The 26,592-nt window shown below is 37.0% G+C and carries 29 protein-coding genes, 1 tRNA gene and 1 other annotated feature; of the genes, 3 read left to right on the forward strand and 27 right to left on the reverse strand.

Going from position 1 to position 26,592, the window contains the following annotated elements; translation table 11 throughout:
• Positions 1-10: 10 nt before the first annotated feature.
• A complete protein-coding gene (locus CRG87_RS03135) occupies positions 11-373 on the reverse strand; it encodes an Asp23/Gls24 family envelope stress response protein (RefSeq protein WP_046307138.1) in 363 nt (120 codons plus the stop codon).
• 166 nt (positions 374-539) lie between these two features.
• Here CRG87_RS03135 and rpmB point away from each other — a divergent pair, with 166 nt between their 5' ends.
• Positions 540-725, forward strand: a complete 186-nt coding sequence (gene rpmB / locus CRG87_RS03140; RefSeq protein WP_046307139.1) for a 50S ribosomal protein L28 — start codon at positions 540-542, stop codon at positions 723-725.
• Positions 726-810: 85 nt separating this feature from the next.
• On the opposite strand, the gene CRG87_RS03145 is transcribed toward rpmB, so the two are convergent.
• From CRG87_RS03145 to gmk, 10 genes are all read right to left on the reverse strand, one after another.
• A complete protein-coding gene (locus tag CRG87_RS03145; protein WP_074425153.1) occupies positions 811-1,503 on the reverse strand; it encodes a thiamine diphosphokinase in 693 nt (230 codons plus the stop codon).
• Positions 1,503-2,156, reverse strand: coding sequence for a ribulose-phosphate 3-epimerase (rpe, locus tag CRG87_RS03150; protein ID WP_074425151.1), 654 nt, complete (start codon positions 2,154-2,156; stop codon positions 1,503-1,505). The genes CRG87_RS03145 and rpe overlap by 1 nt, the downstream gene beginning before the upstream one ends.
• A 7-nt stretch (positions 2,157-2,163) precedes the next feature.
• The gene (gene rsgA, locus CRG87_RS03155) at positions 2,164-3,057 is read right to left on the reverse strand and encodes a ribosome small subunit-dependent GTPase A (RefSeq protein WP_074425149.1); all 894 of its coding nucleotides are present in this window, start codon (positions 3,055-3,057) and stop codon (positions 2,164-2,166) included.
• Positions 3,054-5,033: a Stk1 family PASTA domain-containing Ser/Thr kinase gene (pknB, locus tag CRG87_RS03160; RefSeq protein WP_074425147.1), complete on the reverse strand. Its 1,980-nt coding sequence runs from the start codon at positions 5,031-5,033 to the stop codon at positions 3,054-3,056. The genes rsgA and pknB overlap by 4 nt, the downstream gene beginning before the upstream one ends.
• A complete protein-coding gene (locus CRG87_RS03165) occupies positions 5,030-5,779 on the reverse strand; it encodes a Stp1/IreP family PP2C-type Ser/Thr phosphatase (RefSeq protein WP_074425145.1) in 750 nt (249 codons plus the stop codon). Before CRG87_RS03165 ends, pknB begins: the two co-directional genes overlap by 4 nt.
• A 4-nt stretch (positions 5,780-5,783) precedes the next feature.
• Positions 5,784-7,106, reverse strand: coding sequence for a 16S rRNA (cytosine(967)-C(5))-methyltransferase RsmB (rsmB, locus tag CRG87_RS03170; RefSeq protein WP_074425144.1), 1,323 nt, complete (start codon positions 7,104-7,106; stop codon positions 5,784-5,786).
• Positions 7,096-8,040, reverse strand: a complete 945-nt coding sequence (fmt, locus tag CRG87_RS03175; RefSeq protein ID WP_074425142.1) for a methionyl-tRNA formyltransferase — start codon at positions 8,038-8,040, stop codon at positions 7,096-7,098. The genes rsmB and fmt overlap by 11 nt, the downstream gene beginning before the upstream one ends.
• 14 nt (positions 8,041-8,054) lie before the next feature.
• Complete coding sequence (gene priA, locus CRG87_RS03180) at positions 8,055-10,454, reverse strand: primosomal protein N' (RefSeq protein WP_074425140.1); 2,400 nt, start codon at positions 10,452-10,454, stop codon at positions 8,055-8,057.
• Between the two features lie 63 nt (positions 10,455-10,517).
• The gene (gene rpoZ / locus CRG87_RS03185) at positions 10,518-10,736 is read right to left on the reverse strand and encodes a DNA-directed RNA polymerase subunit omega (RefSeq protein ID WP_046307157.1); all 219 of its coding nucleotides are present in this window, start codon (positions 10,734-10,736) and stop codon (positions 10,518-10,520) included.
• Positions 10,737-10,738: 2 nt separating this feature from the next.
• Positions 10,739-11,353, reverse strand: a complete 615-nt coding sequence (gene gmk / locus CRG87_RS03190; RefSeq protein WP_074425138.1) for a guanylate kinase — start codon at positions 11,351-11,353, stop codon at positions 10,739-10,741.
• Between the two features lie 208 nt (positions 11,354-11,561).
• On the opposite strand from gmk, the gene CRG87_RS03195 reads away from it, so the two are divergent.
• Positions 11,562-11,837 (forward strand): hypothetical protein, encoded by a 276-nt coding sequence (locus tag CRG87_RS03195; RefSeq protein WP_046307161.1) that lies wholly within the window; start codon positions 11,562-11,564, stop codon positions 11,835-11,837.
• Between the two features lie 39 nt (positions 11,838-11,876).
• On the opposite strand, the gene CRG87_RS03200 is transcribed toward CRG87_RS03195, so the two are convergent.
• From CRG87_RS03200 to CRG87_RS03275, 16 genes are all read right to left on the reverse strand, one after another.
• Positions 11,877-12,740, reverse strand: coding sequence for a GNAT family N-acetyltransferase (locus CRG87_RS03200; RefSeq protein ID WP_074425136.1), 864 nt, complete (start codon positions 12,738-12,740; stop codon positions 11,877-11,879).
• Positions 12,737-14,422: a DNA repair protein RecN gene (gene recN, locus CRG87_RS03205; RefSeq protein ID WP_074425134.1), complete on the reverse strand. Its 1,686-nt coding sequence runs from the start codon at positions 14,420-14,422 to the stop codon at positions 12,737-12,739. The genes CRG87_RS03200 and recN overlap by 4 nt, the downstream gene beginning before the upstream one ends.
• 9 nt (positions 14,423-14,431) lie before the next feature.
• Positions 14,432-15,241, reverse strand: a complete 810-nt coding sequence (locus CRG87_RS03210) for a TlyA family RNA methyltransferase (RefSeq protein ID WP_074425132.1) — start codon at positions 15,239-15,241, stop codon at positions 14,432-14,434.
• 3 nt (positions 15,242-15,244) lie between these two features.
• Positions 15,245-16,111, reverse strand: a complete 867-nt coding sequence (locus tag CRG87_RS03215; protein WP_074425130.1) for a polyprenyl synthetase family protein — start codon at positions 16,109-16,111, stop codon at positions 15,245-15,247.
• A 1-nt stretch (position 16,112) separates the two neighbouring features.
• Complete coding sequence (locus CRG87_RS03220) at positions 16,113-16,355, reverse strand: exodeoxyribonuclease VII small subunit (RefSeq protein WP_046307168.1); 243 nt, start codon at positions 16,353-16,355, stop codon at positions 16,113-16,115.
• On the reverse strand, positions 16,345-17,703 hold the full coding sequence (gene xseA / locus CRG87_RS03225; RefSeq protein WP_074425128.1) for an exodeoxyribonuclease VII large subunit: 1,359 nt from the start codon (positions 17,701-17,703) through the stop codon (positions 16,345-16,347). The genes CRG87_RS03220 and xseA overlap by 11 nt, the downstream gene beginning before the upstream one ends.
• Positions 17,693-18,541 (reverse strand): tetrahydrofolate dehydrogenase/cyclohydrolase catalytic domain-containing protein, encoded by an 849-nt coding sequence (locus CRG87_RS03230; protein WP_074425126.1) that lies wholly within the window; start codon positions 18,539-18,541, stop codon positions 17,693-17,695. Before CRG87_RS03230 ends, xseA begins: the two co-directional genes overlap by 11 nt.
• Positions 18,542-18,591: 50 nt before the next feature.
• The gene (gene nusB, locus CRG87_RS03235) at positions 18,592-18,990 is read right to left on the reverse strand and encodes a transcription antitermination factor NusB (RefSeq protein WP_046307173.1); all 399 of its coding nucleotides are present in this window, start codon (positions 18,988-18,990) and stop codon (positions 18,592-18,594) included.
• Positions 18,968-19,426: an Asp23/Gls24 family envelope stress response protein gene (locus CRG87_RS03240; protein WP_046307175.1), complete on the reverse strand. Its 459-nt coding sequence runs from the start codon at positions 19,424-19,426 to the stop codon at positions 18,968-18,970. The genes nusB and CRG87_RS03240 overlap by 23 nt, the downstream gene beginning before the upstream one ends.
• 18 nt (positions 19,427-19,444) lie before the next feature.
• Positions 19,445-20,014 (reverse strand): elongation factor P, encoded by a 570-nt coding sequence (efp, locus tag CRG87_RS03245; protein WP_046307177.1) that lies wholly within the window; start codon positions 20,012-20,014, stop codon positions 19,445-19,447.
• 71 nt (positions 20,015-20,085) lie between these two features.
• Positions 20,086-21,195 carry a M24 family metallopeptidase gene (locus CRG87_RS03250; protein ID WP_074425124.1) on the reverse strand — a complete coding sequence of 370 codons (1,110 nt, stop codon included), beginning with the start codon at positions 21,193-21,195 and terminating at the stop codon, positions 20,086-20,088.
• Between the two features lie 127 nt (positions 21,196-21,322).
• Positions 21,323-21,616 (reverse strand): 50S ribosomal protein L27, encoded by a 294-nt coding sequence (gene rpmA, locus CRG87_RS03255; protein ID WP_046307181.1) that lies wholly within the window; start codon positions 21,614-21,616, stop codon positions 21,323-21,325.
• 13 nt (positions 21,617-21,629) lie between these two features.
• On the reverse strand, positions 21,630-21,944 hold the full coding sequence (rplU, locus tag CRG87_RS03260; protein ID WP_046307185.1) for a 50S ribosomal protein L21: 315 nt from the start codon (positions 21,942-21,944) through the stop codon (positions 21,630-21,632).
• A gap of 14 nt (positions 21,945-21,958) precedes the next feature.
• Positions 21,959-22,036 (reverse strand) — a sequence feature (ribosomal protein L21 leader region).
• Between the two features lie 76 nt (positions 22,037-22,112).
• Positions 22,113-22,952 carry a YitT family protein gene (locus tag CRG87_RS03265; protein WP_074425122.1) on the reverse strand — a complete coding sequence of 280 codons (840 nt, stop codon included), beginning with the start codon at positions 22,950-22,952 and terminating at the stop codon, positions 22,113-22,115.
• Positions 22,953-23,068: 116 nt separating this feature from the next.
• Positions 23,069-24,397, reverse strand: coding sequence for a DUF2325 domain-containing protein (locus CRG87_RS03270; protein WP_074425121.1), 1,329 nt, complete (start codon positions 24,395-24,397; stop codon positions 23,069-23,071).
• Positions 24,398-24,487: 90 nt separating this feature from the next.
• On the reverse strand, positions 24,488-26,218 hold the full coding sequence (locus tag CRG87_RS03275; RefSeq protein WP_165775960.1) for a DUF2207 domain-containing protein: 1,731 nt from the start codon (positions 26,216-26,218) through the stop codon (positions 24,488-24,490).
• 248 nt (positions 26,219-26,466) lie between these two features.
• Between CRG87_RS03275 and CRG87_RS03280 the strand changes: the two genes are divergently transcribed.
• Positions 26,467-26,540, forward strand: a tRNA-Arg gene (locus CRG87_RS03280).
• The last annotated feature ends 52 nt before the right edge of the window (positions 26,541-26,592 follow it).

The following is a 26,592-nucleotide window of genomic DNA, read 5'->3' on the forward strand; positions in this document are numbered from 1 at the left end:
TCCGCTTGAGTTATTCGTCAAGCACTTTAACACTTTGAACGATGACATTAACAGCCTTAGTATCAATTCCAAGTTGATTCTTCAAATTGAATTTAACGCTAGTTTGTACGTTGCGGCTAACTTCAGAAATTTTTAGTCCGTAGCCCACAATAATATAAACATCAACCGTAATACTATTATCTTCTGACTTAACAACAACACCACGTTTATAGTTTGCTCGATTAAGAATTCCGTCAAAGCCATCACGAATGGCATTCTTAGATGCCATCCCAACAACACCGTAATTGGATGTAGCTGCACTACCAACAACAGTTGCAATTACTCCGTTTGAAATATCAATCAAACCATCTTTTGTTTTGATTTTAACAGCCATGTTTATCCTCCGAATCATTGTTCTCAATATTATGAATCTATTTTATCATAGTAATCAAGTAATAATACAAAAATCCATTTATAAAAAATACTTTTCAGGTTGCAATGATTTAGAGAATATGCTATCTTAACTAAGTATGAAAACACAAATAAAGGGGGTTTAGCAAATGGCAAAAGATTATATCACTGGTAAAAAGACCACTTTTGGTAACACACGTTCACACTCACTGAATTCATCACGTCGTACGTGGAAGCCAAACCTTCAAAAAGTTCGTATTCTTGTTGATGGTAAACCAAAGCGCGTATGGGTATCAACTAAGACTTTAAAGTCTGGTAAAGTTACTCGTGCCTAATGAATGGACTGACAAATAGTTTGTCGGTCTTTTTTTGTACTTAAAAAGCCACTTTCTCTTTTAAGCTGAGAAAGTGGCTTTTTCTTTATTTTTGAATATTTTGAAAACGGTCAAGATCACGCGATTGGATTATTGCAATTAACCCCTTCTTAAATGATATATTAAACGTGTCCTGCTTATGCAAAAACTCGTTTGAACTGAGGGAAACTGGATTAGTATTTGAATAGCCAGCAAGATTATACTTGGCGTTTGAGATATTCAGTTCCTGTACTTCATTCAATGTAGCAACGCCAAAATAAGTGTAATTCTCTATACGTTTAACAACATGCTTGCCTGGGTTTAAAAATGAAATGTAATTTTGCTGATCAATTATCTGTATCTTTTCAGCATATTGTCTAAACTCAGGTTTTAACAGCATGAATAAATTAGTCAAAAAATGATCTAGTCTTCCACCAGTTGCACCAATTAAGGATAGTGAGTCGACGCAATAAACGTCAAAAGCATAATGCAAAGCAAGTTCGGTATCGGTTAAGTCTTTTTCAGGCACTGAGTAACGAATATCAGAAACACTCTGATTAATCTGCAATAGCTCTTCTTTTCTCAGAGAATCAAAATCACCTACCGCAAGATCAGGAGTTAAATTTAACTCTTCCAATAGCAGACTTCCTCGATCCACACCAATAATAAAAGTTCCTTCTTCACGAGCTTTTATTAGTTCATCCTTCATATCTATAGGCCAAGAAATCTTTGGACCGCCTAATAGTGCAATTGCCTTCATTACTTTTCAACAGCTTTTTCTAATTTTTCGATTTGAACTCGGATACTCGCTTGACAGAATAAATACGACCCCGCAACAAAAATATTAGCTCCAGCTTCCTTAGCTAGTTGAGCAGTTTGGTCGTTAATACCACCATCAACCTCAATCGGAACCCTTCCTGCTAAAAGTTCATTCGCTTCTTTAATTCGCTCACATGAGTCCAAAATAAATTTTTGTCCACCAAATCCCGGATAAACAGTCATCATTAAGACCTGATCTACTCTAGTTTGGAATTTTTCTAAAACTGAAACAGGTGTGTCTGGATTAAGAACAATGCCAGCTTTTATCCCATTTGAATGTAAAAAATCGATCCAGTGATTCAGCTTATCTTCAGTCATTGCTTCATAATGAAGTAAAACCAAATCCGCTTTTGCTTTAGCAAATTCTGGTACCAAAACATCAGGATTATTACTCATTAAGTGAACTTCTGCTTCTAAATCAGGAAATTCAGCTTTAAAATCACTGACTAGCTGCGGGCCAAATGACAGATTTGGTACAAAATGGCCGTCCATAATATCAATATGAAAACGCGTAATCCCATTTTCAGCAGCAGTAGCAATATCATCCTTCAAATTCAAATTATTAATATTTAGAATTGATGGTGCAATCATTATTGTCTCCTTATTTTAAATACTCTGGCATCCTACCATTCTCAATTTCTGAGCGCATCTGTAAATAATTATCATAACGGCTTTGTGTGATTTCCTGCTTTTCAACCAGATTTTTGACCTCGCATTTAGGTTCCTTGATATGTTGGCAGCCACGAAACTTGCATTTAACACTTGCTCGTTTAAATTCAACAAAGTAATTACATAAATCATTAATCTTAATTGGTGTAAAGTCAATCGCAGAAAAGCCTGGTGTATCAGCTAAAAAGCCCTCACCAAGTGGGAACAGTTGAACTGTTCTAGTAGTATGCTTACCTCGGTTCAAACTGGTAGAAATTGCAGCAGTTTCCTGCTCTATATCTTGTTTCAGATGATTAATCAATGTTGATTTTCCGGCACCAGATTGTCCAGCTAAAGTCCAAATTTGTCGAGACTCAATTGCTGACGGCAATTTTTCCGCTAGTTCTTCCCATTGGTAAAAAACTGGATAGCCTATTTTTACGTAGTAAGACAAACTAGCTTTAATTTCGGCCAATTTTTCTTCATCGATCAAATCGCTTTTTGAAAGATAAATACTAACTGCAACTTTTTGCCAAGAAAAGAAGGTGAGATACCTGTCTAATAATTGAAGCGAAAAATCAGGCTCAACAGCTGAAATCACCAGTAAAACATGATCTACATTTGCTAGTGCAGGACGGCCAATCAAGTTAACTCGAGGCAGGATTTCTGTTAAATAGCTTGTACCCTGCTCGTCTACTTGAATTTTTACATGGTCGCCAACAGTGGGCTTTTCCTTATTTTTACGGAAAAGTCCTCGCGCTCTTGTGCGAACAATTTGGTTTCCAGTTTGAACATCATAAAAACCAGAAATTAGTCCAACAACTATCCCATCAGTTTGTTTAATCATCTATTTACCTTTTCGTTTAGTATAGTTTGACCATCCCTGACAACACGTAATTCACCTGCTCCATCCTTTAACGAAAATGGAATTGAGAAGTTCATGTCTCTTTTTATGTACAAATCACGGTAAATATTATTAATTGAGTGATCGTCATCAGAAACATAGATTTGAATGTGATTACCTCTTCTGTTAGGCGAATCATCATCATCATTATCTTGATACGTTACTGTAAATGTTTTAATCGCAGTATGGTCTCGTTCAATTTTTGGACCCTCAGAAACACTAACCATTATTGTACTTCCATGAGGGACATGTGTTCCGGGGGCAGGACTCATGGAAATAACCATGCCCTTCTTTACTTTCTTTGAATAAGCAGGACTGACTTGCAAAATCAAATCATGCCGACGAACATATTCTTGAACTTCTCGCAGAGTGTAATCTTTAAAATCTGGAAGCTTAACAGTATCATTTTTTTCGTGATCATCTTGTCCCTTTGAAACGACCAAGGTGATCGTTGTTTCCGCTGGCTTTACTTCTACTCCAGCAGCAATACTTTGCGAAACCACATGATCAGTTGGAACGCTATCAGAAAATTGGTTTTCGCGGATAACGTCAAAACCCATTTTTTCTAGTTTAGCAACCGCTACTTGATACGAATCGCCTGACACATCCGGCACTTTAGACATTCCAACGCCATCAGAAACTTTTAAGTCAACAAATCTACCTTTTTTTGTCATTCTTCCTGCAGGTGGCGATGTTGAAATAACTTTACCTCGACCAATTCGCTCTGAATTTTGATGCCTTATTCTACCAACCTTCAAACCGACTTGTTCAATTTTTTGGCGCGCAGATTCTTCGGATAAATTAGTAACATCTGGGATTCTTACTTCACTTTGACTGTTATTGGTAACAACTAAAAGCAATAAACCAACCACTAAAACAGCTGCCAGACCCATAAAAAGCCACCACCATTTATGAGTTTTTAATGTCTGCAAAAAATTGCCTTTTGTTGAGGACTTATTATTTTTATCGTCTAATGTCTCTTCTTTTACTTGATCACTATCTTCTCGCTGACGATTAGCCTTAAAATCAGGTAAAATTATAGTTTCATCATCACTTGTGCCATGTGTTGGTACAAAAACAGGTTCATTAACTCGAGCAGGATCCAAGCTAGTGTCAATATCTGCACGCATTGCGCTCGCTGAAGCATAGCGATCCCGCGGATCCTTAGCGGTTGCTTTTAGCACAACATTTTCTAGAGCTTGCGGAACCTTCGCATCTTTTTCTTTAATCGATGGAATTGGCTCTTGGGCATGTTTAAGAGCAATCGCGACTGCAGAGTCACCATTAAATGGAACTGAGCCAGTTATCAGCTCATAGAGAATGATTCCAAGTGAGTAAATATCTGATTGTTTAGTAATTAACCCACCACGTGTCTGTTCAGGAGACATGTAATGCACTGAACCGAGCGCAGAGTTTGTCTGCGTAATTGAATTTTGGTTTAATGCAACTGCTATGCCAAAATCGGCGATTTTAATATTACCGTGTTTATCCATCAAAATATTCTGTGGCTTTAAATCACGGTGTATCACATTATGCTTATGCGCCAATGTCATTGCACTAAGTATTTGATCCATAATTCGAATCACATCATACAAATTAAGTGGTGAATTCTGAATAATATAGTCTTTTAAATCAGGTCCATCTACGTACTCCATTACCATGTATGGCAAGCCCTGATCAGTGCCCACATCTAAAACCATCACAATATTAGGATGACTTAATTCACTGGTAGCTAGCGCTTCACGTTGAAAGCGTGCCACAGTTTGCGGCTCTTTTTGTAGATCTAGCCTTAAAATTTTAACGGCAACTTTCCGCTGTAAAATGATGTCTTCAGCTAAATAGACATTTGCCATTCCGCCTTCACCTAATGTATCGATTATGCGATAGCGGTCGCCTAATAAATAGCCTTTATTAATCAACGTGAGCCACCACCTTCATTTAGGACTAGACAAACGGTGATGTTATCGCCGCCACCAAGACGATTTGCTTCATTAATTAGCTTATGGCAGCGGTCTTTGAGTGATAGATCCTTAGTGGCTAAAATTTGTTGAATTTGCGGATCAGTCAAAGAATTGGTTAGGCCATCTGTACACAGCAAAATAAGGTCGTCATCATTGAAGGGGATTTCACGAAACTCAGGATCAATTGTGCTTGAAACGCCAAGTGACTGCGTAATGATATTTTTTTGCGGATGGGTTAAAGCCTGCTGCTTAGTAATTTGCCCCATTTTAACTAGTTCATTAACAAGAGAATGGTCTTCAACTAGTTGAACAAATTTTCCTTCTGCATAACCGTAAGCACGTGAATCACCCAAATGAGCAATCAAAGCTTGATGGTCAAACACAACTGCCAAAACAATTGTAGTGCCCATTCCATTTAAATCAGGAAAACGATCTGCTGTGCGCAAAATCGTTTCATTTTCAGAGCTTAATTGGACATCAAGCCATTTATGAGCATTTGCGCAATCACTGAAATCGGTCTCGCTAAAGCTGTGACCTAAATGGCTAACAGCCATGGTTGAGGCAACGTCACCACCTTGGTGACCACCCATGCCATCACAAACGATTGCCATCGTCGCTCCACTTTTGTTTTTAAAAACTTGTACAAAATCTTGGTTGCTTTTACGTATTCGTCCAATACTTGAAGCAAATGCTGTTTTAATCAAAATGTTAACCTCGTGCTATAAACTTGGCAATAAAGAAGCCATCACTGCCATAACTGTCCGGTAAAAGCTTAATTAAACCATTTGGCGCATCCATATTACCTGCGGTGAATGACTGTAATTCAAACTCCGGATGCTCTTTTAGGAAAATTTCTACAACGTCCTCGTCTTCTTCACTTGCAATCGTACAGGTAGAATATACTAGCTCTCCATTCTGCTTTAGTAATTGACTAACATGATCAAGAATCGCCAACTGAATTTTTTGCAACTTGGTTAGGTCAGCTAGAGTTTTATTGTAGCGAATTTCTGGTTTTCTTCTAAGTAATCCTAATCCTGAACAAGGAGCATCCACTAAAATCTTATCAAAAGAATTTTTGCTAAATTCACTATCCACCTTGCGAGCATCCATTTCCTTGGTGATTACCCGCTCAGCTACATTCATTCGTTCAGCGTTTTGCTTAACCAAACGTAGTTTATTGGCATGAATATCCAACGCCGTAACTGTGCCACTGTCTAGGTTTTCAGCAATCTGCACTGTTTTACCGCCTGGGGCACTACAGGCATCGAGAACTTTTTCATTTCCTGTAAAATCAAAAGCGCTCACTGCTAAGCTAGCAGCTTCATCTTGAATGGTTAGTTTACCAGATTTAAATAAGTTAGTTGAACTAACACCGCCATGATCCAAAACCAATTCTTCACTCGTCAATTGGGAAGGTTGTGGCGAGAAGCCTAATTCATTCAATTCACTGACAACTTCATTTGGATTCGCCAATCGAGAAAGACGAACAGTATTTTTAGCTGGTTCATTAATACTTGCCAAAATACTTTCTGTTCGTTCAATTCCCCAATGATCAACTAAGTACTTAACTAACCATTCTGGGACGCTTTCTTTGACGCTTAAATAATTTATCTGCTGCTCTTTTTCAGGTAAAACTGGTCCACGTCTAATTAAAGAGCGCAAGATTCCATTAACTATTTTATAGCCAGTCGAATTACGCTTTCCAAACTGTTTAGCCAAAATATTAGCTTCGTTTAAAACTGCTCGGTTAGGAACTTTATCCATAAAAAAGAGTTGATAAGCTGACATTAATAACAATGGCTTTAGATAGTCTTCTTTTAGCTTGGTTTTGATTAAATCATGCAATTGAAATTCCAAATAAATCTTATATTGAACCGTACCATAAACAAGCCTGGTAGCAAAGTTGCGGTCAGTTTCCGATAAACTAGAATTGCGCAAGCTATTATTCAAGCTAATATTTGAATATGAGCCATCATTAAATATGTGTATTAAAGTTTCTAAAGCAATAAAGCGAGCACTTTTATCCGTCAACTACCTGTTCTCCTACTTTAAACTTACTACCTTGACCATTCAAAAAGCTCTGAATTGACATTTTCTTCTTTCCAGCTGGTTGAACTTCTAGCAGATTCAAAACGGTGCCTTCCGCAAAACTAATTGCGAAACGATTATCATTAGCAACTAAACTTCCAGCGGGCAAAGTTGTTTTTTCTTCAGAAACTTGAGCTTGCCATACTTTAAGTCGACTATTTCCAAGCATTAGGTAAGCACCTGGATCAGGATTGAGTCCTCTAATTAAGTTATTTGCTTGTGACGCAGTTAACGTCAAACTAATCTTTTCTTGTTGCTTGCTGATATTCGGAGAGAAAACGACCTGGTCAGAATCCTGCGCCGTTTTTTCATCTGGATGAGCAATTATATGTGGAAGTGTCTCTAAAAGCAAGTCTCGACCAACAAGTGATAATTTATCAAAAACGCTACCAGTAGTATCATCAGGCTCTATCTTAATTGCCTTTTGCGCATAAATGTCACCCGCATCCATTTCCTTGACCATTTCCATAATAGTGATACCAGTTTCTTGATCGCCATTAATCACAGAATATTGAATTGGCGCTCCACCACGATATTTAGGTAAAAGTGAGCCGTGAACATTAACCGCAGCAATTTTAACTGAGTTTAAAAATTTAGTTGGTAAAAATTGACCATATGCTGCTGTAACAATAAGGTCAGCGTGCATTTCAATCAGCTCTTCGACTTCTTCAGAACGAGCCAACTTAGTAGGCTGATAAATCGGTAAATTGAGTTCTTCAGCCGCCACCTTAACAGGCGTTTTAGTAACTTGCTGCTTTCGACCAACCTTTTTATCTGGTTGCGTCACTACAGCCTTAATTTCATAATTATTTTCGACTAGTCCTTTTAAAATTGGTACAGAAAAATCTGGTGTTCCCATAAAAATTATTGATGTCATTAAACATATCCCCTTTACATGATTCGTTCTGGTTCATTGTCGATATAAATATTTAATCCATATCTCTTCACTTTTTGTGCAGAATCCTGGATTTGATGTAATAAGCTATTTAAATTGTCTTCTTTTTTATATTTTACCAGTATTTGATAATAATATTGGTTTTTTAGGCGAGAAATTGCACTTGGTGATGGTCCTAAGATAATTGCCGAACTACTCAAATGTTGCTGAAGTTGCTTTTTAATTTTGAATGCTTCCTTAGCAGCATTTTGCTCATTTTTAGATGCAACAGAAACCAAAACAGTATAAAAGTATGGCGGATAATTACCAGCATGACGCACTTTCATTTCATAAGCATAAAAATTCTCGTAATCCTGTTTTTTAGCAAATTTAATAGCGTAATGATCTGGATTGAAAGTTTGTATTATGACTTCGCCAGTCTTTTCAGCACGTCCTGCCCGACCAGCTACTTGTGTCAAAAGCTCAAAGGTATGTTCAGATGCATTGTAATCTGGCACCCACAAACCCGTATCGGCATTGATTACACCAACTAAAGTTACATTGGGAAAATCCAGTCCCTTGGCTATCATCTGTGTGCCCAATAGAATATCTGCCTCATGATTTCCAAAAGTATCAAGAATTTTTTTAAAAGCACCTTTTCTTCTCGTTGTATCAACGTCCATCCGTAACACTCTTGCTTTGGGTATTAGCTCATTCAACTCTTCTAACACCTTCTGCGTTCCGGTACCTAAAAATCTGATTCGTTTACTGTGACAATTAGGACAAATTTGTGGAATTGCAGTTGTATAGCCACAATAATGACACTGCATTTGTTGGGTATCCTTATGCATTGTCAACGAAAGGTCACAATTAGGACATTTCATTACGTAACCACATTCACGACAAAGCATAAAACTGGCAAAGCCGCGTCGATTGAGCATTAAAATGACTTGTTCCTTTTTTTGCAGTCTTTGCTTGATTGCATCAACTAATTGAATTGATAAATCAAGTTGATTACCTGCAAAATCAGCCTTTTTTAAGTCTATTAAATTTACTTCAGGTAGTTTCTTGGCATTGGCACGTTTTGGAAGTTTTAATAACTGATAAACACCTTTCTGGGCTCTAGCACGGCTATCAAGAGATGGAGTGGCACTACCCAGAACTAAAGGACAAGAATTGTATTTACTACGCCAAATTGCAACATCCCGTGCATGATAACGCGGATTGTCTTCTTGCTTATAAGACGATTCATGTTCTTCATCAATTACAATTAAACCGATGTTAGTTAAAGGAGCAAAAACGGCGCTTCGTGCACCTACTACAACATGAACTTCTCCGCGTCTTATACGGCGCCATTCATCATATAATTCTCCTTCAGACAAACCACTATGCAATACAGCAATTTGATCACCAAAACGATTTTTTACTTGCTCGACCATCTGCGGTGTTAGTGAAATTTCAGGTACTAGCATTAACGCATTTTTGCCAAGTTCAAGTGTCTTACTAATTGCATTCAAGTAGACTTCAGTTTTGCCACTCCCCGTAATTCCCTCTAGTAAGAAAGTCTTAGCCGTTTTTGTTTGAATCGCAGGGGTAATTTGCGCAAGTGCTTCTTTCTGGTCCTCATTTAACTCAACCTTTGGTTGACTTGCTTTAGACCGTCCATAGCTAGCTATTGGATCACGATAAATTTCAGTTTGACTTCTTTCAAGCCAACCTTTTTTAATCGCGCTTGTTAAAGTTTCTGTTTTGAGCTGAGCCCCTTGCTCAAGTTCATTTTGCATCATTGGAAATTGTTCATAATTTTCAATGACAAACATTAATAGTTGTCGCTGCTTAACGGCATTTGTACGAAGCTCTTCATACAAACTAATATAATCTTTTTTAGCTAAAGTAAGTTCATAACAATTGGCTGTTTTTACTTTGGCACGATTTTCAACCAAATATTCTATCTTGGCATCTTGACTGCGTAGCAAGCTATTAATGCGACCAATCTCTTGATTATCAGTCACATTAGCTAAATCAATTGGATCACCGTGAAAGTATGGCATTTTTTTTGCTTCGTCGGTTATCGGTACCAAGATCTTGCGGTAATTTGCCCGCATCACTCTTGGGAGCATTGTCTTAAGAATCGAAATTCGATAGGCAAAAATCCGATTAGCCAGCGCGTTAGATAATTCAACTAATTCAGGTGTTAACGGTGGCATTTCATCTACTACTAAAAGTAAATCTTTTAATTCGCCCTGATATTTGCTTTTTTCACTGAGGTCAACGACAAAGCCCTGCAATTTACGTGAACCAAATGGTACAAATACTCGTGAGCCAATTTCTACACCATCTAAGTCATCTGGTACATGATATTCAAAAATGCGGTCAGTCTGTTTTGCTGCAATATCAATTACTACTTGCGCAATCATTTAATCATCCTTAAAAAAATAACCTCCATCCCAAAAGAGATGGAGGTTAAATAATTCAACCAACTACTGATTAACCTCGCGATGGCTTGAATCGACGGTAACTTTACCGGCTTCAATCTCCTCAAGGGCCTTTCCGACGGGCTTTAATGATTTATATTCTTTCAGTGCCTCTGGATCACCAGCTTCAAGTTCATGTGCACGCTTAGCAGCAAGAACTGATAGTGAATATCTTGAATCCACTTGGGCTAACAATTTATCAATTGATGGATATGTAACTCTCATCTTTAATCCTCCCTAACCATTTTACGGTAAGTATCAATCACGCGTTTTACGCTGACATGTTCAGCATCTACGATTGCCTTAATATGATCAACTGCATTTGCAACAGTATCATTGACCACCGCATAATCATAATCTTGCATGACTAAAATTTCATTACGCGCCTGCTTGATTCTTCCCATAATAACATCTTCAGACTCAGTCCCACGATTTTCTAGGCGTTGATGTAATGTATGCAAATCTGGTGGCGTTAAAAAGATAAAAACTCCGTCAGGCATTTTTTCTCGTACCTTTTTGGCTCCATTAACATCGATTTCCAGCAGTACATCTTTGCCTTCTTCAAGCATTCGCTTAACCGGTACTAAAGGTGTCCCATAAAAATGATCAACGTACTTATTATATTCTAAAAGTTCACCTTGGTTAATGGCTTCTTGAAATCTTTCTTCGCTAACAAAGTAATAATCTTTACCATCTATCTCGCCCGGTCTAGGTTTTCTTGTTGTCATCGAAACCGAATATTCAAACGGAAAAACTTTACCATCTACGATTGCACTTTTCACAGTGCCCTTTCCTACTCCTGAAGGACCAGAAAGAACAAGCAACAAGCCTTTTTCTGTCATGCCATACTCCCCTAATAAAAGCTATTATGTCTAGTTTGCACTAAATGCAGAATATTTTCAAGTTCTACCTATTTATTATGTACAACAAGGAATTTTAAAGTAGTGCATGATGGAAATTATTTTTGGAAAAAGTATTGTTTTTCTGAACAAATGTTCTTATAATATAAAGAGTCAAACAAGTGTTCGAGAAAAAACTGAGGTATGATTGATGAAAAACTCACTTAAAAAAATCTATCACTATTTATTTGATTATGACATTGATAAACTGAGTATTTATGACCAATATCACAGTGAAATTCTATCTTCTTTAGAATTTGCTTTACTTCACCGGGCTTATGTCCTATTAAGATATCAAGATGGTACTAGTGAAATTGGGCAGGTCATTAAGCACATTTCTGCAGGACGCTTTGCCTTGCGCACAACTAACCAAAAGCTAATAAAAGTTATTGACTTAGATAATATTTTTAGGGTCGATTTAGCTTAATAAAAAAGAGTTGAGAAATATTTCTCAACTCTTTTTTTACTATTTTTCTTTCACTAAATAATAAGTTTCACTAACTATTTTTAAGCCAGCATTTTGATAAGTTCGAACTGCCGCTATGTTATCAGGATCGACATCAAGTGAAAACTCATCTATTCCTTTTCTAAGCAAAATTTCCATCATTTTTTTAATAAAGAAGCTAGCATACCCATGTCCTTGATAATCGCGAGCAACAAATAAACCAAAGAAATATCCGTCATCAACAGCACAATAGCCAATCACGTCTTCTTTGTATGTTAAAACAAAACTCAACATTTGATTATCAGCTAAACTTTCGGCAATATAAGTTTTAGCGTTCGCAATATCTAGATCAAAAGCTACACTATAAATACTTGCAACATTATTAAAATCCGTTTTGGCCATCTGACGCACGCCAAGTACGCCATTTAGTTTATCATCTTGAGAAATTTTCTCTGACTTTTGTGTTCTCATATGATAGTCAGTAGCATCTACTTTTAAATTATTATTGGCCAAAAATGTCGGATTTTGTTCTATAAAAGCTTTTTCGCTAACAAAATCATAGTTCTGATAACCATATTTATGCAAGATCTTTTTTGCACGCTTAATCATTTCAGTAGCTATGCCTTGTTGACGTTTTTTGGGTGCTACTTCAACATGAATGTCGACTTCTTCATTAGGCTTCTCATCAGCATAAAGCATTGTTAGACCTATTAGCTCTTCATTATCATAAGCCAGAATAAAAGTAGACATATCCTTAAAATAATTATATTGATTACTTAAATAGATATCACAAAAAGTTTTATCGTGGTCATGAATTACTTTAGCTAGCTGACAAGCCTGCTTCACTTCTTTAGAATCTAATTTTATTTTTTCGAGATATCTCATTCTTTGTTTTTAAAACTCTTCATCAAATCTTTCGCGTTTTGTTTTGCAGCTTGAGTAACATCGCTTCCTGCCATCATTTCAGCAATTGCAGTTACTGTTTCTTCCTGGGTTAATGGACCTATTTGAGTGTAGGTTGCACCGTCTTTAACTTCTTTGGCAACTAGGTACTTTTGATCGCTAGCTGCAGCTACCTGAGGTGAATGAGTTATGGCAATAACTTGTTTATTTTGTCCAATTGAATGCAATTTCTTTCCAATTGCCGCTGAAACTCTTCCAGAGACACCAGTATCAATTTCATCAAAAATCATTGTTCCTACAGGTTCAACCCGGCTAAAAATTGCTTTAAGCGCTAAAATTAGTCTTGATTGCTCACCACCTGAAACAATTTTTACCAATGGCATTAAATCTTCTCCCGGATTAGGAGCGATTAGGAACACAACTTCATCTGTTCCCTTTTTGGTGAAACCCTTAGTCGTCGAAATATCTATTGCAAAACGGGCCTTTGCCATGTATAAGTCTTTGAGCTCTCGCTTAATATTCTCTTCTAATGTATTTGCAACTTTTTCACGCATCTGATGAAGTTTCTTTGCTTCTTCAGTTAGCTTACTTTCAACTTGAGCTACTTCTTTTTGCAGTTTTTCTTCATCCAGACCGCCAGTTTCATATTGACTCAACTCTTTTTGTACTTTTTCATAAAAAGCAAACACATCCTGCAAAGTAGGGCCATACTTTTTCTTCAGCGAATTAAGTAAATCTAATCTACTTGTAACATATTGATAGCGTTCCTCATCAAAGTCCATTTCATCTAAGACATTTGATAGTTCACTTCGGGCATCACTTAATGCAAAGACACCGTCATCGATTGTTTTGGCAATGTCCTTAAACTTAGCACCATATTCGCCGAGTTCATTTGCAGCACTTTGAGCATTACCTAGTAGTGTTTCCAAACCGTGTTCGTCATCATCGTACAACTGCATTAAGTAATTGGCAGTATCCACGATTTTTTGATAGTTACTTAATTCGTTGTATTCTTCTTCTAGTTGCTCGTCTTCTGTTGGATCAGTTAAGTTGGCAGAAGATAATTCTTCACTTTGAAAGGTTAAAATATCCTGCTTTTGGGCTAACTCTTGAGCGTCACTTCGCAAATGGTTCAACCGGTCGCTTAACTTTTCCCAAGTAGCGAAATTGGCTTGGTACTCCGCTAGCTCTTTTTTAAATTGTTCTGGAGCGTAATTATCAACTAAATCAATTTGCCGGTCCTGATCCATTAAAATTTGTTGATCATTTTGACCGTGAATATCAACCAGATAATAACCCAATTCTCGTAAAACGTTAATCGTCGTTAACTGTCCATTAATTCTGACTACATTACGACCTTTAACGGCAAGCTCCCTACTAATCACAAGTTGCCCGTCTGAAATAGGCAAGCCATACTGCTCACATAGTTCTGTAATTTTAGCGGCTTGATTATCAATTTCAAAAAGACCTGTAATAACAGCCTTCTTTTCACCACTACGAACCATTTCTTTTTGGCTTCTTCCACCCATCAATAGTGAAACTGCATCAATAATAATAGATTTACCAGCACCAGTTTCACCAATTAGCACTGTCATATGTTCTTGAAAGCGAACCTTCAAAGCCTTAATAATGGCGAAGTTTTTAATATCCAGTTCAACTAACATAATTATCTCCTAAAGCTCAGCAACTGCTCGTTCAACAACTTCTTCAGGGGTTCCTGACCATAGCATTTGCCCACCATTTTCTTCACTTTTTTGCAAATGAATTAAAAATTCAATATTGCCTTTGCCACCTTTAATTGGTGAATAATCAAGGCCTAGCACGTTAAAGCCTATTTCACGCGCTTTTTCGATAGTATGCTCAATTACATTGCAATGAACCTGGTGGTCATGAACAATTCCATGTTTACCAACATTTTCTGGCCCCGCTTCAAATTGAGGCTTAATTAGGCAAACAGCATCACAATCATTTTTAAGAATGTCGTACATTGGCGGCATAATTAGATCAAGTGAAATAAAAGAAACGTCAGTCATCGCAAAATCAGGTAATCCCTGAGTAAAATCTTCAGGTTTACTAAAACGGAAATTTTGTTTTTCCATGACCACAACGCGTTTGTCGTCTCGCAACTGCCAAGCCAGCTGATTGTATCCTACGTCAAGTGCATACACCATTTTGGCATGGTTCTGTAGTGCAACATCTGTAAAACCACCGGTAGAAGCTCCAATATCAAGACATATTTTATCCGTTAAATCAATTTCGAACGATTCAAGGGCTTTTTGGAGCTTAAATCCCCCACGTGAGACATATTTTTTATCCGACTTTTTAATATAAAAATGTTCATCTTCAGGAAAACTTGTTCCACTCTTATCAATCCGCTGATGATTGTGATCCGAAACCAAACCAGCCATAATTGCTCGCTGTGCCTGAGTTCGAGAGTTAAAAAGTCCTTGTTTAGCTAATAGTACGTCAGCTCTTTCTTTCATTTTTTAGAGCACCTTTTGATATAAATCTAGAAAACCAGTTAAAACTTCATTGTTAAGACTCGCTAAATTCGCTTTTGCCTCAGTAATTAATTTGGTTAGTTCTCTTCTACTTTGTTCAATACCAAGAATTGTTAAAGTATTGTTCTTACCATTTTCTTGGTCCTTGTGAGTTGCTTTTCCAGCCTCTTTACTAGTTTGAACGACATCAACTAAATCATCATAAATTTGGTATGCTCGACCAAAATTATCGGCAAATTTAATTAGATTTGTTTTACTATTTTCATCTGCTCCCGCATATACAGCACCCATTTTGACACAAGCTTCAATCAAGCAACCTGTTTTTAACCATTCCATTCGATCAATTAAAACTTCGTCATCAGCTACACTTGCATTATTGGTTGAATCAATGTCAAGATATTGTCCTCCAACCATGCCGTTGGGTCCAACTGCTGAGGTAATAATTTTAACCAATTCATAGGACTTGCTGCCTTCTGCAATCCATTGAATTCCTAATGGAAGCAATGCATCTCCAGCCAATATTGCTTCAGCTTCACCCCATTTTTTATGACTGGTTAATTTGCCACGGCGATAATCATCATTATCCATCGCAGGTAAATCATCATGAATCAAAGAATACGTGTGGATTAGTTCGATACCACAAGCAATTTGAACTTCAGAATTCGTAATGTCCTTATTTAAAGAATCTAGGGTAGCCAGAAACAATAAGGGCCGCAGTCTTTTACCACCAGCCATTACTGAATAGGTCATAATTTGACTTATTTTTTTGTCATCAACGTCTTCTTTTAAATGTTCCTCTAAATATTGATCAATTTTGGGTGTCCATTTTTTTCTAAATTCTACAAAATTCATATTATTCTTCCGGTGCTGCAGCGTCATTTGGATCTAATTGATGTTCTGTACCATCACTATCAATTAATTTGGCAACAGTCTCCTCTGCCTCCGTTAAACGTTTGTTTAAGTCCTTACTCAGTTTTACTCCAGTTTGAAATTCAGTCAATGCATCTTCTAAGGCTACATTACCATTTTCAAGGTTGCTAACAATTTTTTGTAATTCATTTAATTCTTCTTCGAAGTTATTTTTCTTAGTTGCCATTTTCGTTTCTCCTAACTGCTTTTACAACAGCCTGTGCTTTACCATCTTTAAAATTAATGTTTATTTCATTATTCTTCTTCAATTGATCCACAGAAGTAATTGTCTTCTGCGTATCATCAGTTACATAAGCATAACCACGATCAAGCGTCATTAAGGGACTGTAGTCGTTCAATTGCTGACCGGCTTGAGCCAAATGATGCCTTTTTTCGCGTAAAAGCGTCTGCATATTGGAAACTAGTTTTTGGTAGAAAAAGTTCTCTTGTTGAAGCACTTGCTCAATTTTCTTTTCTGGATTCACACCAACTAGCTTTTGCTTTGTAAGTTGATATTGTTGTCTTTGCCGCTCAAGTAGATGAATCATGCTACTGTGAAGCCGCTCACGTAATAAATCGACGGTTTGGGCCTGCTCGTCATATAGTCTGGCCGGTTCTCTCATAATGACCGAATTGTTAATACGATTCAAATATTCACGTCTAACTCGAATAATATTCTGCATACTTGCCAATAGGCTGCTTTGTAATTGATGAATATTAGCTAATTCATCAGGCAAGTTAGGTGTTGCATATTCAGCTGCAGCAGTGGGTGTTGCAGCACGGGCATCAGCCACCAAATCACACAAGGTAGTATCAGTTTCATGACCAACTGATGAAATAACCGGCATACTCATATCATAAACTTGCCGAACCACTTTTTCTTCATTAAAAGGCCACAAATCTTCAAGCGAGCCACCACCTCTACCAATAATCATGACATCATATTTGTCACCATAACTGGTAATTTGTTTCATTGCTTCCACCAAAGAATCTGCAGCACGATCTCCTTGAACTTGAGCAGGAAATAAATCAACTTCGGCATGAGGAAATCTGCGATTGACAGTAACCAAAATATCATGAATTACTGCTCCGGAAGCACTTGTGACTACTGCAATATGATCTGGAAATTTTGGCAATGGCCTCTTATGGGCTTCATCAAACAAACCTTCGTCAGATAATTTTCTTTGCAATTGTTTTAACTGCTCATATAGTGCCCCAAGACCAGCAGGTTCCATTGATTCGGCATAAAACTGGTAGGTTCCCTGAGGACCATATACACTTACATAACCCGAAATATAGACCCTCATACCCTCTTCAGGCTTGAATTTAACCTTATCAAAATATGAACGGAACATTACCACATTTATTTTGGATTTTTCATCTTTCAACGAAAAATATTGATGAGAATTTCTGCGATAGCGAAAATTAGACAGTTCACCTTGAAGAAAAACTTTATGCAAATACGGATCATTTTTGAACTTCTGTGTAATATAGTAATTCAGATCCGTAACTGTAAGATACTTATTATCTGCCATTTTTTCTCCTTGTTAGTTTAACAACTTGCTCCATCAATGATTCTACAGTTAAAGGACCAATTCCTCCAGGGACTGGCGTAATAAAGCTCACTTTAGGTTTAACCAATACAGTATTAACATCCCCAACAGTTTGATTGTTAACTCTATTAATGCCAACATCAATCACCACTGCATTTTCTTTGACCATCTCTGGCGTAACCAAGTTAGCGTGTCCAACAGCTGAAACAAGTATATCGGCATTTTTGGTATATTCAGCAAGCTGTTTTGTTTTTGAATGCAAAATAGAAACTGTCGCATCTCGTTCTAGCATTAAAGCAGCTAATGGCTTGCCAACAATACTACTACGACCGATGATTACCACTTTTTTGCCATGTAACTTAATTTGATAGTGATCAAGTAATGCCAATACACCATGAGCTGTTGCAGGTTCGACATAATGGTCACCGCGCCATAAACGGCCTACATTACTCGGCGTCAAACAATCGACATCTTTTTCTGGATCGATATGTTCCAATGCTTCATTTAAGTTAATTTGCGGTGGGACCGGTAACTGGATCATAATACCGTAAACTTTTTTATCCTGATTTAACCGATCAATCAGAGTTAACAAAGACTGCTGACTCTGTGTTTTAGGCAGTTGATAGACTTTTTGAACAATTCCAATTTCATCTGCTCGCCTTTTTTTAGTTTTAATATAGAGCTTACTACTTGGATCATCACCAATATTAATTACGCAAAATAATGGAACTATTCCCTGACTTTTTAATTCACTAACCTGTGTCTTTAGTATAGCCGCGCGCTCATCAGCTAAGTTCTTTCCATCTAGAAATTGACCCATTAGTTTATTCCTTTTTTAAAAAAATAGCCGGCTATCAAGCCGACTATTAATTATTTTTGGATGAAATTTGCCAAAATACCGTTAATAAACGGTTTAGTTTTTGGATCTGCAAACTCATCACATAAGTTCAAAGCTTCATTGACCGCTGCTTTAGGCTCAATTTCATCGCTATATTTAATTTCAAATAGAGCTATTTCTAAAATAGCCAGCGAAATTTGGTCAATTCGATCAATACGCCAGTTTTTCTTCAGATAAGAAGCAAGCTGACCTTTTAGCTCGTCCCGCTTTTCAATCACACCTTCAATTAAAGTCTTTGAATAAGCAGAAAGTTCTTTTAAATCAAGCATTGCAACGGTTTTTGCCTCAACTTCAGCAGGTGTATACTTTAAATCTTGATTAGCTAAATATACAGCCTGCATTGCAACTCTACGACTCTCGTGTTGATTCATTTTTATCCTTTTCATCAATGTCAGAGAAAAGTTGAGAGGTACCACTATCATCCTGCTCTTCTTCCTCTGGGAATACTAGACCGATTACATGGACATTAATTTCCTTGAGAGTCAGATCAGTCATTTGAAGCACTTGCTGTCTTAATGACTTTTGAAGATCCTTTGCGATTTTTGGCACATTACAGCCAGCTTCAAGACCAACGTAGACGTCAGCAATTAAGTCACCATCTTCGTTTACTCTGATTTCGACGCCGCGACGTAAATCTTCGCGACCTAAAACCCAGTTAATTCCAGATCTGACATTGCCATGCATTTCAGCCACACCGTCAACTTTTTCGGCAGCAATGCCCATAATAACTTCAAGAACACTAGGATCTATTTCAATTTCTTCACCGTTATTTTTATCATCTAAGACAATTTTTGAACTATCTGCCATTTTGTTTACCTCAAAAAACTATTTATTTGCGCGAGATACGTATGTGCCATCAACAGTATTGATAATTAATACATCGCCTTCATTAATAAAGAATGGCACGTTGACTACTAAACCTGTCTCCATTGTAGCAGGTTTACCACCACCTGAAGAAGTATCACCCTTAATATTTGGTTCAGTTTTTGAAACCGCTAATTCAACCGTGTTAGGTAATTGAATTCCTAATGTCTTACCATCATGCATAATTACACTAACATCCATGTTTTCCTTTAAATACTTAGCTTCATCAGTAATTTGTTCATTTGGAATTGCTAACTGATCATAAGTAGTTGTATCCATGAAAACATAGTTTGAACCATCGTTATAAAGGTATTGCATACCCTTTGTTTGGATTTCCGCAGTTTCAACTTTAGCAGTGGAACGGAATGTATATTCTTGAACTGCACCAGTGTTTAAGCTCTTTAACTTGGAACGAACAAAGGCACTACCTTTACCAGGTTTAACATGTTGGAACTCAACGATGCGCCATAAGTCATTATTGTACTTGATGGTCAAACCATTTTTAAACTCGTTAACTGAAATCATTGTCATATTAAGAACCTCATCTCCATAATAATATCTTACCAATTAACACGTGATTTTACTATAAATAATCTCTAACTTTATAAAGAAATTAACTCATCCTTAGGTAAAGTAGATAAAGTCTCTGGCGAATTGTCGTGAACAAGAATATCATCTTCAATTCTAACCCCACCTTTATTAGGAAGGTAAATTCCGGGCTCGACAGTATGAACCATATTATTTACCAATTCTTGCTTACCAAATGGTAACGCCGGTTGACAGAGTTCGTGAATTTCTAAGCCGATTCCGTGCCCAATGCCATGACCGAAGTACTGACCATAGCCTTGTTCAGTGATATAGTCGCGGGCAGCATGGTCAACATCACTACCTTGATTGCCTACCACTGCTGCTTCGATACCACGTCTTTGAGCTTCATGAACAATCTCATAAATTTTTTGCATTTCTTGATCAACTTTACCAACTGCTACAGTCCGCGTAATGTCAGCTGCGTAACCATTATAAAAGGCACCAAAGTCAATTACAACCATGTCGCCATCTTCAATTACTTTATCGCTTGCAACTCCGTGTGCCCAAGCTGAACGCACGCCAGAAGCAATAATTGTATCAAAGCTCGGGCCATCGCCTCCATTAACTTTAAAGAGGTAATCAAGTTTGGCACCAATATTACGCTCAATTGCCCCTGGCTTTACTAAAGGTAGAATTTCATTGAAGCTATCCATTGAAATATTAATCGCACGACGGAGCATCTCAATTTCCAGCGGATCTTTAACGTTTCTAACTCGTTCAACTAATTCTTCACAAAGTTCAAAATCAATTTCTGGATTAAGCTCTTGCAAAGTAAATAATTCAGTTGCTGAAACAAATTCCCCTTCAACCAAGACTTTTTTCAGATTAGCCTTTTTTAACTGATCAGATATTTCTTGATCCTGGTTGCCATGCTTCATAATAACAGTCATTTCACCAGGAGCCTGAGCCTTTATTTGGCCCGCAAAACGCGAATCTGATAGTAAAATCCGATCACCTGCAGCTGTCAAAATCAACTGTGCTTCTTCACCAGTAAAATTAGTCAAATAACGATAGTTAGCTTGATTAAAAATGAGTATAGCATCTGCATTTTTTTCTTTTATTAAATTAGCTACTTCTGTAATACGCCTATTCAGTAGACTTAATAATTCATTTTTTTCAGCCATCTTTTTTCTCCTATGTAAAGTTTGACTATATTTTACTGCTAAAAACTATTTATAGATCATAACGTATTTTTTAACACAGAAAAAGACGAGAAGCACATGCTTTTCGTCTTCTTAATTAAGAACTAAATTACTTAGCTTCTTCTTCAACTGGGATAACAGAAACTTGCTTTCTGTACTTATCCTTACGTTCAAACTTAACTACACCATTTACTAATGCAAATAATGTGTCATCTCCACCTTGACCAACGTTCTTGCCAGGGTGAATCTTAGTACCACGTTGACGATAGATAATCGTACCTGCGTGAATTGTTTGACCGTCTGCAGCCTTAGCGCCTAAACGACGACCAGCTGAATCACGACCGTTAGCAGTAGAACCTCCACCCTTGTGGTGGGCAAATAATTTAAGATTTAAAATATTCATAATTGTTTCACCTCTAGTTTAATTCAATTTTTTCAATTGTAACCTTAGTATAAGGTTGACGGTGACCATATTTTGAATGTGAGTGCTTCTTAGGCTTGTACTTGAAAGTAACAACTTTCTTTTCCTTACCTTGCTTCTCAACCTTAGCAACAACCTTGGCGCCATCAACTAAAGGTGCACCAACCTTAACGTTATTGCCGTCAGAAGTTAAGATTACTTCGTCAAAAGTAACTTCCTTACCTTCTTCAACGTCAAGCTTTTCAACAAAAACACTATCGCCTTCAGCAACTTTGTATTGCTTTCCGCCGGTTTTAATAATTGCGTACATTTACTGCCCTCCAAAAATTTACTTAGACTCGCCAATTGAGGTGTTTCTTGATAGAAAACTTCTAACCACAAAATGTGCGGTTGCAGATGTGAAGGTCTCCACAAATACAACTCCTATATAGTACTACTTCAAACAAAAATTGGCAATAAAAATCCAACTAATTGAGCCTTAAATTTGCCACTTTCCACCGTGAACTTTTGCTACATTTTCTGTCACGATGAAGGCTTCATTATCAATTTCACGTATTTTTGCTACTAATTGACCGTATTCGTTGGTATCAACTACAATTACCAGCTGCTGTTTGTCTTTATCGGTGTAACCACCAACAACGTTGAAAACTGTTAGACCTTCATAGTCATTTTGTAGCATATCACGAACCTGATCCAACTTTGTATTGCTCATGATTCTAACCTGGTATTTCTTATCAAAACCAGTTTCTGTATACCGCATTGTAATTGTTGTAATTACCTGCGAAAAAGCGGCAAGTAAGAATGCTTCCGTTCCATCAACAAAGAGATTTAAGACAATTATAGTCATATCAATTGCCATCAGTGACATAGCAGGATCGATATAAAAGTACTTTTTGATAATAAGTGGTGGAATAGTTGTTCCTCCAGATGAGGCATTGATGCGGTAAAGCATTGATACTCCGATTCCCATTAGAACACCACCATAAATTACTGCCATCATATTGTTAGTAGTTAGTTTCATGCTTGGCGTGATTGCCATTAAAATTGGCAGCAGCATACTACCGAGAGCCACTTTTTTCAAAGTTTCTTTGCCAAGAAAAATGACTGCTAGAATGAGCATGATTAAATTGACAATAAAAACTGTTATTGAGCGATTAATGCCCCATACAGCGTCTACAAGAATTGAAATTCCCGTTGATCCTCCTGCGGCTACATTAATTGGTGCATAGAAGAAGTTAATTGCAATTGTTATAATCTCAAGTCCAGCCAAGAAAAATAACCAATATTGCCATGTGTGTTTGTGCTTTATGTTTTTCATCTCATCTTCCTTCCATAAAAAGTGTTATTTAATATAATACAAGAAAATAACTAATATACGCAAGAAATAAGTCTTTTTGCCTCCTAAATTATCAAAAACTTATAGATTTAATTGATCTAGTTATCTGCTTTTTCATATTGAATACTTTGATTACCCTCATATGCTGGTAACCCTTTGGCAGCACGATATAGCGCACGCTCAAATGATTGGTAACCCTTACTTGAACTAACGGCGAACTTGACATTATATTTACTTGCAAATTCACTGATGTTCCAAGCACTATCATGAGCAGCAAATGCTGTCACCAAAATAACCAAGTCCAAATCTTTTATTTGGTTCTCAATGACTTTTTTCTTTCCCTGAAAGGCATCTATTGGAATCGGGATTCCATTATAACGAGTTACAATTCCCTCTAATAATGCTTCGTTTTGATTATCTCCTACCGCAATACCTACTCTTTGGTAATGAAGATCTAAAGCTAATTTTGGTAACTCAGTTGCCTGAGTTTCAACTTTATCTTTCTTTTTCTTAACATGAGTCGCCGGCTGCGGCTGTTCGAGCTGGTAAACCCAGCGAATTTGAATAGCGTCAGCAGGACTTTTCTTCAGTCTAACATCACCGTCATACCACGCTAAATCAACAATTGAACCATCAACCAATTGAATATTATCATCCCAGTATTTGCTTGAATCTATTGGGAGTAAAACTGCCTTACCTCGAATACGTAGTTTTTGCCCCTGAGCATTACGGCTGATTGACAAGTGACCTGGTCTCCCTTGTACAACAGCGTACTTAAAGGTAGAAATAGTATCAACTTCCATTTTCGATATCTTGCGGAAGCCAACAATACGTAAAATTTCTGCTTCATAATGTGGATTATTTTCTTCTGGTAAAGCTTCGACAATATCACCACTTTTTAAATTCAAAGAGTGAATTTGCGATTCCTTCATCGTATAAACGATTCTATTACCATCATCGACTAAATCACAACCAGATAAAAGCCTAACAACTGTATAACGCTTACCTTTTCGATAATCCTTTTTTGGCTTTTCTTTTTTCTCAAGCGCCTGCTCAAAGATCTTTTGATTAACTTGTTCATTCGAAGTCTTAGACAAATTAACATTCTTTTTAAGATCAATCAGATTATCCCTGAATTTTTGGTCAACTTGTGGTGTCATTGTCAGTTTTTGAATCGCCGATAAAGCTGTGTTTTTTGCCTGAACGTCTCCTGGTGTCCGGAGCAATTTAGTGAGACTGGTCAAAAGCATATTTACTTGATTTAAATCAAGTTCAATCGAACTTTTCTTTTTTTCTTTTGGTATTGCTTGATCACCATCTGTCATGCCTAAAATCAACTTAATTGCTGCTAGACCATTTCGTAAGCTTTTCTCATCGCCAGTAGTCTGATTTAAAATTCTTTTTATATTATTCCGGTAATCAAACATTTTAATCTCCAACTTTTTTCTAATCTCTATCTTTAATAGTATAGCAAACAAAAAAAGCCTAGCATAACAACTAGACCTTTAATGAAATTTCTAAAATGCTCCACCACCGGAACCGCCGCCAAAGCCGCCCGATGAACCGGAACCAAATGAACCACTTGAAACGCTACTTGAACCAGCGGCAATTCCGTTTTTAAAGCAGGTATTGAAGTTTTCAGCAAAACTATTTTTACCACTATTAGCCAGAAAACCATAGAAGAATAAATCACTATTATTTAACTCATCCTGGTTAAATTCAATTTTAAGTTCTTTCATGACCTTCTTAGCTAGGCCAAAAGAAACTGCATAAGGTAAAATATCTTCCCACAAGATTAAATCGCCAACTTCTTCCATATTGAAACGACCAATGTCTTTCAACATCTTCTTAAAGCTACGTACCTTGTCAACTTCAAGTGCACCCTTCTTGGAATACAGATTGATCTGGTTTTTATCCCTGTACATACCTATAGTACCAATGACAAAAAGTAGTCCTGCAACAATAATAATTGGCCAGATATACTTGCGGGTAAATAACACGGCGAGACCTGCTGCAACCAAACTCGCAAACCTCAAACCAAGAATTATCCTGTTACTACGCTTCTTCTTTAACAATAATTCCTCAGGCATATATTGATCTTTATCTGCTGAATAGAATTGATCGTCAGCCCAGTCATCAAAACTGCGTCCCAACTTTTTACCACGTGCTTTTTTCAATTCTTTTGTAGTAAAACTTGTTCCATCACCAATTTCATTAAAAAGCATCCACATAAGAGTACTTTCGTGTGCAACATTCTCATCGATTAATGAAATACGATAATAGGTTGTCTTAAGCTTGCTCTTGTAATCTTCAATTTTAATTTTCTTATGAATAGCAAGCTCCATTAAGTAAGCCGTAAAAGCCTTACTATCAGGAACTTTAGCAGTGTCAAGAACTTGAGCAATCACTGGATTGGCATCAGGTATTTCATAATCGTGACTTAACTCACTAATCTTTTTAGGCTTATAGCCTATCTTCTGTGTGGTAAAGCCTTTAAAAATAGAAAGGATTCCCGTCACAACACTGACTAAAACAAGAACTAGACTAATCATCAAATTTTTCTTTTGTTTGGCGTTACTTTGCGCTGCTAATTTCTTTTCTTGTTTAAGAACAGCCTGCTTATGATTGACATTTTTTACATTTTTATTTTTAGGCGTTACGCTTAATGGAAAAATGGTATGAACTTCAATTCCCGTATGACCACCCAAATTATCAGCAGTCATGATAATTTTGCCATCTTGAGGATCCACTTCAAGCTTACCATCAAGTGGGCCATGGGCCCAAGCCTTCAAGTCCTTAACTGGGCCTGGAAAAATCACACTCGCTTTAACTTTTTTTAACCTTGTATCCCAGCCATTACCAATAATCATAAAGTTTAATTCAGCAATATCGCGATAATTAGTAATTGCATTGGTAATTTGGTAGGCGTAAGTTACAGTGAAATGTTCATGCTTTTCTCTAACAACATGAGGCACTATCATTTCATAGCCGTGTTCACTTTTACGAAGAGTAAAATCGGTCGAATTAAGCGTTGGTGCATTATTGGCCTTGGTCGTTATCTTGACATGCTTAATCTTTTGATTAGGCTCAAGATTTTGACGATAAAAAACGCCGTTAGCAGTTGATTGAAATTCATAATCAATTCTGCGTTTTATCGTTAATGAGCCATCCGGATTTACTTTAGAAGTAACCTGGTTGTTTTGAATATCATATTTAACTTCAACTTCTGCCTTCGCTTTTTGCGGCATAGCAAAACAAAATAGCAAAACACTTATAAGAGGAAGTATTTTTAACAGCTTTCTTCTCATACTTTTTTCTACCTTTTCCTTAGTTTATTGGTTTAATTATACAGATTATTACTATATAAAACACTACCCTATATAAATTTATTTAAAGTACCACAGTTATTATGAAAGATTTGGAAATTAGTGGTTGCAATTGGACATCTTTTTTTCTATAATAGTTACTGTTCTTGCGCGGCAAGCGTAAATTCGATGGTCTGGTAGCTCAGCTGGATAGAGCAACGGTCTTCTAAACCGTGGGTCGTGAGTTCGAATCTCACCCGGATCATTTTAGAAGCCACCTTTACAATTTGTAAGGGTGGCTTTTTCGTAAACCAGAA

Source organism: Lactobacillus apis (genome assembly GCF_002837055.1).
Taxonomy (GTDB): Bacteria; Bacillota; Bacilli; order Lactobacillales; family Lactobacillaceae; genus Lactobacillus; species Lactobacillus apis.